Origin of the sequence: Advenella sp. EE-W14 (genome assembly GCF_012923605.1) — a bacterium.
In the GTDB taxonomy this organism is placed as follows: domain Bacteria; phylum Pseudomonadota; class Gammaproteobacteria; order Burkholderiales; family Burkholderiaceae_B; genus Advenella; species Advenella alkanexedens.
The window spans coordinates 141871-154157 of sequence record NZ_JAAVNG010000008.1 but is presented as its reverse complement, the minus strand read 5'-3'; the positions used below and the strand labels follow the sequence as shown (position 1 = coordinate 154157).

The 12287-nt window shown below is 50.8% G+C and carries 13 protein-coding genes; 6 read left to right on the top strand and 7 right to left on the bottom strand.

Features of this window, described 5'->3' with window-relative positions:
* Positions 1 to 44: 44 nt before the first annotated feature.
* The 5 genes from HCX92_RS06285 to HCX92_RS06265 all read right to left on the bottom strand — a co-directional run bounded on the left by HCX92_RS06285 (position 45) and on the right by HCX92_RS06265 (position 5946).
* Positions 45 to 488, bottom strand: coding sequence for a MarR family winged helix-turn-helix transcriptional regulator (locus HCX92_RS06285; RefSeq protein WP_169294086.1), 444 nt, complete (start codon positions 486 to 488; stop codon positions 45 to 47).
* 159 nt (positions 489 to 647) lie between these two features.
* Positions 648 to 1523: an acetyl-CoA carboxylase, carboxyltransferase subunit beta gene (gene accD, locus HCX92_RS06280; RefSeq protein ID WP_169294085.1), complete on the bottom strand. Its 876-nt coding sequence runs from the start codon at positions 1521 to 1523 to the stop codon at positions 648 to 650.
* Positions 1523 to 2365 carry a tryptophan synthase subunit alpha gene (gene trpA / locus HCX92_RS06275; RefSeq protein ID WP_217734475.1) on the bottom strand — a complete coding sequence of 281 codons (843 nt, stop codon included), beginning with the start codon at positions 2363 to 2365 and terminating at the stop codon, positions 1523 to 1525. Before trpA ends, accD begins: the two co-directional genes overlap by 1 nt.
* A gap of 9 nt (positions 2366 to 2374) precedes the next feature.
* A complete protein-coding gene (gene trpB, locus HCX92_RS06270) occupies positions 2375 to 3574 on the bottom strand; it encodes a tryptophan synthase subunit beta (protein WP_169294083.1) in 1200 nt (399 codons plus the stop codon).
* 53 nt (positions 3575 to 3627) lie between these two features.
* Entirely contained in the window at positions 3628 to 5946 is a 2319-nt protein-coding gene (locus HCX92_RS06265; protein ID WP_169294082.1) for a bifunctional (p)ppGpp synthetase/guanosine-3',5'-bis(diphosphate) 3'-pyrophosphohydrolase, read from the bottom strand.
* A 57-nt stretch (positions 5947 to 6003) separates the two neighbouring features.
* Between HCX92_RS06265 and HCX92_RS06260 the strand changes: the two genes are divergently transcribed.
* Entirely contained in the window at positions 6004 to 6507 is a 504-nt protein-coding gene (locus HCX92_RS06260) for a flavodoxin family protein (RefSeq protein WP_169294081.1), read from the top strand.
* A 164-nt stretch (positions 6508 to 6671) separates the two neighbouring features.
* On the opposite strand, the gene HCX92_RS06255 is transcribed toward HCX92_RS06260, so the two are convergent.
* On the bottom strand, positions 6672 to 7022 hold the full coding sequence (locus HCX92_RS06255; protein WP_169294080.1) for a RidA family protein: 351 nt from the start codon (positions 7020 to 7022) through the stop codon (positions 6672 to 6674).
* Positions 7023 to 7053: 31 nt separating this feature from the next.
* Positions 7054 to 8229, bottom strand: coding sequence for a nicotinate phosphoribosyltransferase (gene pncB, locus HCX92_RS06250; RefSeq protein WP_169294079.1), 1176 nt, complete (start codon positions 8227 to 8229; stop codon positions 7054 to 7056).
* Positions 8230 to 8341: 112 nt separating this feature from the next.
* On the opposite strand from pncB, the gene fdxA reads away from it, so the two are divergent.
* The 5 genes from fdxA to nth all read left to right on the top strand — a co-directional run bounded on the left by fdxA (position 8342) and on the right by nth (position 12252).
* The gene (gene fdxA / locus HCX92_RS06245) at positions 8342 to 8665 is read left to right on the top strand and encodes a ferredoxin FdxA (protein WP_169294078.1); all 324 of its coding nucleotides are present in this window, start codon (positions 8342 to 8344) and stop codon (positions 8663 to 8665) included.
* A 24-nt stretch (positions 8666 to 8689) separates the two neighbouring features.
* Positions 8690 to 9460, top strand: a complete 771-nt coding sequence (locus HCX92_RS06240; protein WP_169294077.1) for a ferredoxin--NADP reductase — start codon at positions 8690 to 8692, stop codon at positions 9458 to 9460.
* Between the two features lie 180 nt (positions 9461 to 9640).
* Positions 9641 to 10873: a polyhydroxyalkanoate depolymerase gene (locus HCX92_RS06235; protein ID WP_169294076.1), complete on the top strand. Its 1233-nt coding sequence runs from the start codon at positions 9641 to 9643 to the stop codon at positions 10871 to 10873.
* 54 nt (positions 10874 to 10927) lie between these two features.
* Positions 10928 to 11611 (top strand): electron transport complex subunit RsxB, encoded by a 684-nt coding sequence (gene rsxB / locus HCX92_RS06230; protein WP_169294075.1) that lies wholly within the window; start codon positions 10928 to 10930, stop codon positions 11609 to 11611.
* A gap of 2 nt (positions 11612 to 11613) precedes the next feature.
* The gene (nth, locus tag HCX92_RS06225; RefSeq protein ID WP_169294074.1) at positions 11614 to 12252 is read left to right on the top strand and encodes an endonuclease III; all 639 of its coding nucleotides are present in this window, start codon (positions 11614 to 11616) and stop codon (positions 12250 to 12252) included.
* Positions 12253 to 12287 lie beyond the last annotated feature (35 nt).

Here is a 12287-nt window from a genome sequence, read left to right as displayed (position 1 = left end):
TTTAGTTGCAAAAACAACCATTTTCAAGCTTTTTTTGATCTGCGTTAATTGTTTTCCAGATTATGCTGGATTTTATTGATCAAATTAAGCAAATTCTGTTGTTCTTCTGCCGATAAAGTCTTCATCGCAATGTCATTGCGATGCATAATAAGTGCCACCACTTCCTCATAGACCTGCTTTCCTTTTTCAGTCAGGGACAAGTCAAAAGCCCGGGCATCCTGTTTTTGCTGACGTTTTTCAATCAGGCCCTTGTCAACCAGGGAAACCACGGCACGGCTGCCCTGACTTTTATCAAGGTTGGCTTTTTTGGCTACCTGTACCACCGACAGCACTTTATTAAAACCAATCACGGCCAGCACCCTGCCCTCTGCTGAAGAGATACGGACAGGCTCCAGGTCAGTATAGTCTGCATGTCTGTCAATTAATTTAGCCAGGGAATGCAATTTATAGGTAAGAGAATTTTCAAGATTAAATGAATCAGCCGACATTTTATTTTTGACCTGAATAATTAAATTGTCATTATTCTATCAGCCATTATGGCAATGCCATGTTTTTTATGCAAACAACCCCGACCATACTCATACAGCCAGGGTTGTAAAATATCGAAATATCATGGCAAAGGGCCCCAAAAGCCCCACCAACATTATTTATGCCGACAAGGCTTCATTGGACTGACGGGTCAGTAAAGCCATCAGGCGGGCCAGCTCTTCACGCAAGTCGTGACGATTGACCACCATATCGACTGCTCCTTTTTCCAGCAGGAATTCGGCACGCTGGAAACCTTCAGGCAATTGCTCACGGACGGTCTGCTCAATCACCCGGGGACCGGCAAAACCGATAAGCGCCTTGGGTTCGGCAATGACCACATCACCCATAAAGGCAAAACTGGCGGATACCCCACCCATGGTTGGATCAGTCAGCACACTGATAAACGGCAAACCTTCAGCGGAAAGCCGAGTCAGCATGGCATTGGTCTTGGCCATTTGCATAAGTGAAAACAGGCTTTCCTGCATCCGCGCACCACCCGATGCTGACACACAGACAAACGGGGTGCGGTTTTCTATGGCGGCCTTCACACCGCGCACAAAGCGTTCGCCTACCACCGAACCCATTGATCCACCCATGAAGTTGAACTCGAAACAGGCAAGCGTTACCGGCAAAGACATGATTGAACCGCTCATGACGACCAAGGCATCGGTTTCGTTGGTTAATTTTGTGGCTTCAGCCAAACGCTCGGGATATTTGCGACTGTCCTTGAATTTGAGGGGATCGGTTGAACGAACCTGATCACCAATTTCAACCCGCCCTTCCGCATCAAGCAGGGAGTCGATGCGCGCGCGCGCACTTAATCGCATATGATGGTCGCACTTGGGGCAAACATTCAGGGCCCGTACCAGATCTTCCTTATACAAGGCAGTCTCGCAAGAAGGGCATTTGACCCATACGCCCTCGGGAACACGCCGTGCACCCGAATCGGACTTCTTGTTGATACGGGGGGGGAGAATTTTATCGAGCCAACTCATTATTTATCCTTGTTTTGAACCTTGTCGAGCGCTTCACGTACGCCCTTGAGCCATTCGCTTGCTGCAGCAACGGCCACTTCGGTGACCTGATCTTCGGGCTTGCCAGCAATCGCCTGTTCCATGGTTTCGATGATTTTACTGCCAATCACAACGGCATCGGCCACTTGGGCAATTTTCGCGGCACTTTCGGCATCACGAATGCCAAAACCGACACCCACCGGAATTTTTACGTGTTTTTTGATATCACGCACACGTTGCTGGACATCTTCCACATTGAGTGCCCCCGAACCGGTCACGCCACGTAAAGACACATAATACACATAGCCTTCGGCCACTTGGCCCACTGACTGGATGCGGGCTTCGGTGGAGGTGGGTGCCAATAGAAAAATCGGAGAAATACCCTTTTCTTTCAGCATCCCGGTAAATTCATCAAATTCCTCGGGCGGATAGTCTACCACCAATACGCCGTCCACACCTGCGATAGCGGCTTTTTCCGCAAAAACAGCCCTGCCCATGGCTTCAATAGGGTTGGCGTACCCCATCAACACAATGGGCGTTTCGTTATTGAGCTGACGGAACTCGCTGACAATATCCAGAACCCGTGACAGGCCAACTCCCTTGGCAATGGCTCGCTCAGCAGCCCGCTGGATAACCGGACCATCGGCCATGGGATCGGAAAAAGGCACGCCCAGTTCGATAATGTCAGCCCCGGCCTCTGCCAGACTGTGCATTAATGCCAGTGTGGCTTGTGGACTGGGATCTCCAGTGGTGATGTAAGGAATCAGGGCTGCGCGTTGCCCTGCCTTTGCAAATGCATTGTCAATTCTATTTAAAGCCATTATTGTTTTCCTTTACAGCTCGATTCCGCTAAATTCAGCCACAGTATGCATATCCTTGTCACCACGGCCTGACAGGTTGACCAGAATGATCCTGTCGGCAGGCAAAGTGGGAGCCAGCTGGGCGGCATACGCCAGGGCATGGGAGGATTCAAGCGCGGGAATAATACCCTCAAAGCGGCAGCAATCATGAAACGCCTGCAGCGCCTGGGCATCATTGATGCTCTCATAGGAAACACGGCCGATTTCATGCAACCAGGCATGCTCGGGCCCCACACCGGGATAATCAAGACCTGCGGAAATGGAATGGGTTTCCTGCACCTGCCCGTCTTCGTTTTGCATGACAAAGGTACGGTTACCATGCAATACGCCTACCTGGCCTGAATTGATGGATGCGGCGTTACGTGGCGTATCAAGACCTTCGCCGGCGGCCTCAACGCCAATCAGCTTGACGTCTTCATAAGGGATATAGGGATAAAAAATACCCATGGCATTGGACCCCCCCCCTACGCAGGCAACCACGTAGTCGGGCTGACGACCTGCATCTTTGGGCATTTGCTCAAGGCATTCTTCGCCAATGATTTTCTGGAAATCACGTACCATGGCCGGATAAGGATGCGGGCCGGCAACCGTACCGATGATATAAAAAGTGTCATCTATGTTGGTCACCCAATCGCGCATGGCTTCATTCAGCGCATCTTTGAGTGTTTTGGAGCCGGACTCGACCGGCACGACAGTTGCACCCAGCAACTTCATGCGATAAACATTAAGGGCCTGACGGCGAACGTCCTCGGCCCCCATATACACCACGCACTCCAGACCATAACGGGCCGCCACGGTTGCCGTGGCCACACCGTGCTGGCCGGCACCGGTTTCGGCAATAATGCGGGTTTTACCCATTTTACGGGCCAGAAGAATCTGGCCAATACAATTGTTAATTTTATGGGCACCCGTGTGATTCAGGTCTTCGCGCTTGAGCCATATCTGGGCACCACCGAGCAACCCGGACCAGCGCCTGGCATGGTAAACCGGGCTGGGACGACCCACAAAATGGGTCAGCTCATCATTATATTCAGCCACGAACTCGGGGTCATTCCGGTATTTTTCATAAGCTTCATTCAGTTCCTTGATGGCATGCATTAATGTTTCGGCAACAAAAACTCCGCCAAACCGGCCAAAGTGACCTTTCTCATCTGGGTAATTATAGGGTTTCAAAACGCCTCCTGCAGCGCATTCAATTATTTTATTTAACAGCCATTTTACTCAATTTAACAACGGGACGCAGACATTACCCCGGGGATCTCCAATAAGGCCTGCAAAGCCCGGGACAATTGATCGCCATTCTGGATTTCGATGGTAAAGTGCATATGGGCCAGTGAACGCTTGCTTTGCGTATTAACGCCAACCACCTTAAGCTTGAGCCTGGAAAAGGCTTCAGAGACATCCCTCAGCAGACCGGTACGATCCTGGGCATGGACAGCAATATTGACCGGATAGACCGCATCTTCGGTATTGCCCCAGGCAACATCAATGACCCGCTCGGGATTTTTATGCTTTAACACGGCAAACGAGGCGCAATCCTGACGATGGATCGACACCCCTCGGCCACGGGTGACAAAACCCACGATCTCATCCGGCGGGGCCGGACGGCAACAGCGGGCCAGCTGGGTCATTAATGAATCGACCCCCACCACCAGCACACCGCCTTTACCTGTCTGGCGGGTCTCGGTCTGGCGGGCCACCTGAATTTTGTCTTCGGTACCGGTTTCGGTGGTCGGCTCGACAAAAGCCGAAGCAATCGAGCGCAGGCTGAACTCGTCTTTGGCAACGGCCACATACAGGTCATCAGCACGGGCAAAACCCAGTTTTTCAGCCAGCTGCTCCTGATTGACGGCTGTTTTGCCCAAACGCTGCAATTCTTTCTCGACCTGCTCTTGTCCGCTGGTAATACGCTTTTGCAACTCAATCGCATTAAACCACAACCGCACTTTTGCCCGGGCTCTGGGGCTGGCCAAATAACCCAGTTGCGGATTCAGCCAGTCACGGGAAGGCCCACCCGATTTGGCGGCAATGATTTCAACCGTCTGTCCGGTTTTCAGTTTGGTATTAAGCGCAACCATTTGACCGTCAACCTTGGCCCCCCTGCATCGGTGCCCAAGGTCGGTATGCAAATGGTAGGCAAAATCAACCGGCGTGCTGTCTGCAGCCAGCTCAATAACCCTGGCCTGCGGTGTGAGCACATAAATACGCTCATGCCTTTCGCCCTCTTTCATTTGCTCTAACTGTTCACCGGTTTTTTTCAATTCGGCTTTTTTGCGTTCCAGTCCGTCCTGACCGACTCCATTTTCTTCAAGGGCTTTCTTTTCTTCTTTTTCGGTAATGCCGACTTCCTTGCGCCATGACAGCAATTGGCGCATCCAGGAAACCTGGCGGTCATACAGGCTGGAAGCGGATACCTGTCCACCTTTTACCCCGGCCTCTTTATAGCGCCAGTGGGCCGCCATGCCATATTCGGCAAACTGGTGCATTTGCCGGGTGCGAATCTGCACTTCAAAGGCGCGACCGTCATCACCCATGACCACAGTATGCAGGGAGCGGTAACCATTAGGCTTGGGATTGGCAATATAATCATCGTATTCGTCCATGACCGGTGTCCACTTGGCATGCACCAGTGACAAGGCGGTATAACAATCCCGCTCGGTATCCACAATAATGCGCAGGGCCTGCAAGTCGTACAACTGGTCAAAATCAAGCTTTTTATTGCGCATCTTGTTGTAAATGCTGTAAATATGCTTGGCCCGACCGGCCACATCGGCCTTGATGCCCATTTCCTGCAAAGAGTCGCGAATTTCATTAACTGTTGCGGCCACAAGGCTTTCACGCTCTACACGACGGCTTTCCAGCTTCTTGGCGATATCCTTGTACACTTCGGGCTCAAGAAAACGGAAAGAAAGGTCTTCCATTTCCCATTTGATTTGCCAAATCCCCAGTCGATTGGCCAGTGGCGCATACACATCACGGGTTTCAATGGAAATATCTTCAGGGCAAGGTTTCTTGGTTTCGGCAAACCAGCGCAATGTTTGCAACCGTGAAGCCAGACGCACAAGCACAATTCGCAAATCGGTCGCCATGGCCAGCAACATTTTCCGCAACATTTCCTGCTGGTTGCCACTATTGCCGCTGTCCTGGCTGACCGTGCCCGCATTACGGGCCACCAGACCTATTTTGACCAGTTCCCGCGACCCCTGGACCAGATTGAAAACTTCCAGCCCAAAATGGTTAATAATTTCATTCTTATAATTTTTTTCCAAAGCCGCTTCCTGCTCTGCCGGCATGGAAGCGATAAGACCTGACACCATCGTGGTCACATCCACCTGAAGCAGGGATAAAATCCTGACGACCCCTGCCGCATGCTTAAGGGCCGGTTCTCCGGTTTCAAGCGTCTGCCCCGCCATGGCGTGCACGGCCCAGTCAACCGCTTTTTCCAGCAACCGCCTGTCTTCGGCCCCAAGGTCTTCACACACCGAATTAAGCCATACTTCATCCAGGGCATTTGTATTGTCGCTATCGGGTATCATGTGAATCATGGTTGAAAAATAAATAAGAAATCAAATGGAACACCTCGTATTGTACAGGTCGGAACTATGGACGCAAATACAAAATCGTTGTTAATCATATGGCATTCCCGTACCCATGCGGCAAAACAGGCCGCCCAGGCTGCCTTTGACGCTGCCTGCAAAATTCGTCAGGAACTGGGCCAGCAAGATCAAATCCTCATGTTATACGCCAGCGAGGTACGCCTTGAACAGCTTTTACAGGCAGATGCCTATCTGTTTTGCGCCCCTGAAAACCTGGCCAGCCTAAGTGGCGCGATGAAAGAGTTTTTTGACCGTTTTTATTATGACTTACTGGGCAACATAGAGGGTCGGCCATACAGTGCGATTATTACCGCCGGCTCTGATGGACAAGGTGCACTGCGACAGCTGCAGCGCATTTGCACCGGCTGGCGCCTTAACGAAAAAGTAGTGCCCATCATACTGAACACCGCCAGCCAGACCAAAGAGGAAATCCTGGCGCCCAAAACCCTGACTGCCGAACAGCTGGCCCAGGCAGCGGAAGTGGGAAGCACGCTTTATGCCTGGCTATGAAATACGCATTCCCACGCGGGAGCACGGGAACGAGTAAGCAGGCCCAGGCTCCTCTTGTTCCCATGCTCCGCGTGGGAACAAGAAACAGGATATTGATGCTGCTATCCGTAGGCATTCCCACGCGGAGCGTGGGAACGAGTAAGTTCAGAGCGTGGGAACGAGAATTAAAGTGCGGCTGTCACCACAATTTCAACCTTGAAGCCGGGATTGGCCAAGCGGGCCTCCACCGTTGCACGGGGTGGTGCGTTTTCTTTGGAGACCCATTGATCCCATGCTTTATTCATGGCAGGGAATTCGGCCATATTGGCCACGTAAATCTGTGCCATCAGGATTCTTTCCTTACTGGTACCGGCCTGCGCCAGCAAATCGTCGATAATAGCCAGCACCTGGGCGGTTTGGCCTTCCATATCCAGTGAAGCATCGGTGGGAACCTGCCCAGCCAGGTAGGCAACGCCATTATAAACAGCCATGTCAGACAAGCGGGCACCCACATTGGTACGTTTAATATCGCTCATTCAAGGTTTCCTGTAAAAGGTTGAGAAAAAATCAGGCAGCGGGCAAATCAAAGACATGCCGCAAATAAGACAAATAAGCAGGGTCATCACACATGGTTTTCTCGGGTTCGTCTGAAACCTTGGCAACCGGCTGGCCATTGCAACGAACCATTTTCATGACCACCTGCAAGGCTGGCACACCCATGTCGTTGGTTAAATTGGTGCCAATCCCGAAGGACACCTTGCAACGCCCCTGAAACCTTCGGGCGATATCCATGGCAGTTTGAAAATTGAGATTATTGGAGAAAACCAGTGTTTTGCTGCTTGGATCCACCCGGTTGGCCTGATAATGAGCCAACAGGCGTTCACCCCATTCGAACGGATCGCCGGAGTCATGCCGCGCCCCATCGAACAGCTTGCAAAAATACATATCGAAATCACGCAGGAAAGCATTCAGGCCGTAAACATCAGAAAGCGCAATACCCAGGTCGCCGCGATATTCCTTGGCCCACATTTCCAGGGCAAACACCTGGGAATCACGCAGGCGTGGTCCCAATGCCTGGCAGGCCTGCAGATATTCGTGCCCCATGGTACCCAAAGGCGTGGTATTGTACTCTTTGGCCATGAACACATTACTGGTACCCACAAAATGATTACCCATTTTCTCTTTCAGGGTCTTGACCACCTCATGATGCCAGGCTTTAGAGAACCGCCGGCGCGTACCATATTCGGAAATCTTGAAACTTTTCACGTCGGTACTGGCATTGACCAGCTCAATCTTCTCATTCAGACGGCGCCTGCCCTCTGTCCAGTCAAGCGTTTTATATTCATTGCGAAAATACACTTCATTCACAATGGCGAGCACCGGAATTTCAAATAAAATCGTATGCAGCCAGGGACCTTTGGCCTCGATGGTGATTTCCCCTTTCTCTTGGCCCTCGCCCACCTCAATACACTTTTCGGGCAAATGAAACAGGCCCAGGAAATCAACAAAATCACTTTTGATGAAACGCATGTTGCGCAAATAATCCAGCTCATCTTCGGTAAAACGCAACTGGCACAGATGATGAATTTCCTCGCGTATTTCATTAATGTAAGGGCGCAGGTTAACATCCTTTGAACGGCACTTGAAACGGTACTCCACCTGGGCACCCGGGAACTGATGCAGCACGACCTGCATCATGCTGAATTTATATAAATCGGTATCTAAAAGCGAGGTAATAATCATGTCGGTAACAGTAATTTTTTTATAACCATATCACAGCTATCAGGGTTTTGAGCGCCAAGTATTTCAAGATTAGGTAAAATCACATTTTTAATGTCGTTTATTGGAGTTTTAAATGACTCACGTTGTTACCGAAAACTGTATTAAATGCAAATATACAGACTGTGTCGATGTATGTCCCGTCGACTGTTTCAAGGAAGGCCCCAACTTTCTGGTTATCGATCCCGATGAATGCATTGACTGCGCCGTCTGTATACCGGAATGCCCTGCCAATGCCATTTTTGCCGAAGAGGACGTGCCACAGGATCAAATCCACTTCATCAAAATCAATGCAGACCTCAGTCCCGAATTCCCGACCATCAGCCGCTCCAAAAAACCGCTTGATGATGCTGATGAGTGGAATAACGTCCCCAACAAACTCCAGTACCTGGAAAAATAGCTGACTGAAATAAAACAGGAAAATATGACTGACCAGAAATATACCCGTGAAACCGTAATCAGCATGACCGAATGGGTGCCCGGCAAGCTGTTCTCGATCACCACCACCCGCGATCATGCCTTCCAGTTTGAACCGGGACAGTTTGCCCGGCTCGGCCTGCCCGCCAGTGATGACCCCACAGCCGAGCCCTCCATATGGCGTGCCTATTCCATGGTCAGTACCCCAGAGGATGAATTTCTGTCTTTTTACTCTATTGTGGTGCCTGAGGGGGAGTTCAGCCCACGCCTGGCCGGCCTGAAAACCGGCGACCCGATTTATATCGACAAAACCGCTTTTGGTTTCCTGACCATAGACCGTTTCCCACAAGGCGGCAACTTGTGGCTCCTTGCGACAGGCACCGGCTTATCGGCTTATATCTCCATGCTCAACACGCCTGCCACCTGGGAACGGTTTGACAAAATCATTCTGGCCCATGGTGTTCGCACCAGCGAAGAACTGACTTATCAGGATGACATAGCCAAATGGCAACAACAGTTTGGCGATCGTTTTGTTTATCTGCCCCTGCCCACCCGGGAAGCATACAAAAACTACCCACAGGAACGTTTGACCACCCTTATCAGCAATAGCAAACTTGAGCAGTTAAGCGGCTTGAAACTGGATCCGGCAACATCAAGAGTCATGTTGTGTGGCAACCCTGAAATGTTATCGGAGGCACGAAAAATACTGGCTGAAAAAGGCTTCGCTGCCGGCAGACGCGGTATCCCGGGCAATCTTGCCGTTGAAAATTACTGGTAATAATTTATTTTCACCTGTCCAAAGCATTCATGAATAGTAACAAAATAGTAATTTCCCTAATTTTTGTCGGTTTTAGGTGAAAATTCACATTTCCTGATGTTTTATCCATATTACTGGTGCTAGACTTAAATCATGCACCCGTTTTTTTTCGCTGCAAAACAACAATAAGGAAGTGAGCTTATGCTGTACCAATTTCATGAATTGACCCGTTCCATACTGGCCCCTATTTCAGCTTTCACGAATATAGGCTCTCAGCTGTTTTCCAATCCTTACAGCCCTTACGCCTATATCCCCAATTCAAAACAGATCTCAGCCGGGCTTGAACTCATTCACCGACTGGGTAAGGATTACGAAAAACCCAAATGGGACATCAACTCGGTTACTATCGAAGATCGCGAAGTAGCGGTTCATACTGAAATTGCCCAAAGCAAACCTTTTTGCAATTTGGTTCACTTCGTTCGCGACCTTGAACCCAACGCACCTGCCTGCCCCAAAGTCCTGATCGTTGCCCCGCTATCCGGGCATCACGCCACGTTGTTACGTGATACGGTGCGCACCATGCTCAGCGCCTTCGATGTATACGTGACCGACTGGGTCGATGCTCGCATGGTTTCACTGGCCGAAGGCCCTTTCCATCTGGATGACTACATTGAATATATCCAGGACTTCATCCGCAGCCTGGGACCTGACTTGCACGTTATGTCGGTTTGCCAGCCCACCGTACCGGTTCTGGCCGCCATTTCTTTAATGGCCGGCAATAATGAGGCGGTTATGCCCAAAAGCATGATCATGATGGGTGGCCCATTGGATACCCGTTACTCACCCACCGAAGTTAACGGACTGGCCAGCACCAAACCCTATTCATGGTTTGAGAACCAGCTGATTCACATCGTGCCTTCCCGCTACCCGGGTGTGGGCCGCAAGGTGTATCCGGGCTTTTTACAGCACGCCGGTTTTGTTTCCATGAACTCCGACAAACACATGCAGTCCCATTACGACTACTATCTCAACCTGATGAAAGGCAACGAGATGGAGACCAACAGCCACCGCAAATTCTACGATGAATATAATGCGGTGCTGGACATGCCGGCCGAATATTACCTTGACACCATTCGCGTTGTCTTCCAGGAGCATTTGCTACCACGCGGGCTTTGGGATGTTCGTGGTGTACGGGTAGATCCCGACCATATCCGCAATGTCAGGCTCATGACCGTTGAAGGAGAACTGGACGACATTACCGGTCATGGGCAAACCCGTGTGGCCCATGAACTGTGTGGCAATATTCCCAAAGCCGATAAACACCACCTGTTGGCCAGCGGCTGCGGACATTACGGAATTTTCTCAGGCACCAAATGGCGCACCCGAATCTTTCCTGAAGTGAAAGAATTCATCAATAACGTCGATCGGGACTGATTTCCGGTTAAAATAAGAAGGCCTGTCCAGCAACAGGCCTTTTTTATTTTTACCATGACCAATAAATCCCTACTTGAAAAAATTGATGCCATCCTGCCGCAAACCCAATGTACAAAATGCGGTTACGATGGCTGTAAACCTTATGCACATGCACTGGCTCAGCAAGAAGCCAGTATCAACCGTTGCCCCCCAGGCGGCAGCCAGGGTATACAACAACTGGCCGCTTTACTGCAGGTACCGGTTTTACCCCTTGACCCGGAATGCGGCACGGAAATCCCGCTGCAGGTGGCGGTTATTGATGAAGCCCACTGTATTGGATGTACCCTTTGTATCCGGGCCTGCCCGGTAGATGCCATTATTGGTGCCAACAAATTCATGCACACGGTAGACCCGCAAATATGCACCGGTTGCGACTTATGCGTTGCGCCCTGCCCGGTCGACTGTATCAGCATGGTTGATGCCAACCGCACATGGACCACGGAAGATGCCAATGCGGCCCGAGAACGCCATGAGCAGCGTGCCGCACGCCTGCAAAAGCTCAGGCTGCAGGAAGAGGCCCGTCTTAACCAAAAATCCATTCAAACCGCCACGAATTCCAAAGAGCTGGCCAAACCGGCCCAACCACTACCCAATGAAAAAACCGCTGAGCAACTCAAGAAAGAAGCCATTGCCCTGGCATTGCAGCGGGCCCGGGAACGACGCCAGCAAGTCATGAAAAAAGACTCCACCACCCCATAACCATGAATGCAGAAAAAAGAAAAGAGATTTTTGCCCGCTTTAAAGCCGCCAACCCCAAACCCACCACAGAGCTGGAATATGAAAACAATTTTCAGTTGCTGATTGCCGTACTGTTATCGGCACAGGCCACTGATAAGGCCGTTAATATTGCCACCAGAAAATTTTTTGATACCTGCAAAACTCCCCAGGATATCCTGGACATGGGGCTGGAAAAATTTACCGAAGCCATTCGTACCATCGGCCTGTACAAAACCAAGGCCAAAAACGCCCTGGCCACCTGTGAAATCCTGCAAAACCGGTATAACGGCCAGGTTCCCGGCAACAGGGAAGCGCTGGAATCCCTGCCTGGCGTGGGCCGCAAAACCGCCAACGTGGTACTTAACACCGCTTTTGGTCAACCTGCCATGGCAGTGGACACCCATATTTTCCGGGTTTCAAACCGCACCGGCATTGCACCGGGCAAAAACGTACTGGAAGTGGAAAAAAAGCTGCTCAGGCTGGTGCCCAAAGAGTATTTACTTGACGCGCATCACTGGCTGATTTTGCATGGCCGCTATGTGTGTGTGGCCCGCAAACCCAAATGCCCGCAATGCGGAATTGCGGACCTTTGCGATTACAAAGAGAAAACCAAAGCGTCCTGAAAAGACCAGGCTCTTCTGAAGCCGGCAGGACAGGC

Coding starts and splice junctions, on each gene's coding strand:
- HCX92_RS06285 (WP_169294086.1), bottom strand. CDS start 488: ATGTCGGCTGATTCATTTAATCTTGAAAATTCTCTTACCTATAAATTG.
- accD (WP_169294085.1), bottom strand. CDS start 1,523: ATGAGTTGGCTCGATAAAATTCTCCCCCCCCGTATCAACAAGAAGTCC.
- HCX92_RS06265 (WP_169294082.1), bottom strand. CDS start 5,946: ATGATTCACATGATACCCGATAGCGACAATACAAATGCCCTGGATGAA.
- HCX92_RS06260 (WP_169294081.1), top strand. CDS start 6,004: ATGGACGCAAATACAAAATCGTTGTTAATCATATGGCATTCCCGTACC.
- HCX92_RS06255 (WP_169294080.1), bottom strand. CDS start 7,022: ATGAGCGATATTAAACGTACCAATGTGGGTGCCCGCTTGTCTGACATG.
- pncB (WP_169294079.1), bottom strand. CDS start 8,229: ATGATTATTACCTCGCTTTTAGATACCGATTTATATAAATTCAGCATG.
- fdxA (WP_169294078.1), top strand. CDS start 8,342: ATGACTCACGTTGTTACCGAAAACTGTATTAAATGCAAATATACAGAC.
- HCX92_RS06240 (WP_169294077.1), top strand. CDS start 8,690: ATGACTGACCAGAAATATACCCGTGAAACCGTAATCAGCATGACCGAA.
- HCX92_RS06235 (WP_169294076.1), top strand. CDS start 9,641: ATGCTGTACCAATTTCATGAATTGACCCGTTCCATACTGGCCCCTATT.
- rsxB (WP_169294075.1), top strand. CDS start 10,928: ATGACCAATAAATCCCTACTTGAAAAAATTGATGCCATCCTGCCGCAA.
- nth (WP_169294074.1), top strand. CDS start 11,614: ATGAATGCAGAAAAAAGAAAAGAGATTTTTGCCCGCTTTAAAGCCGCC.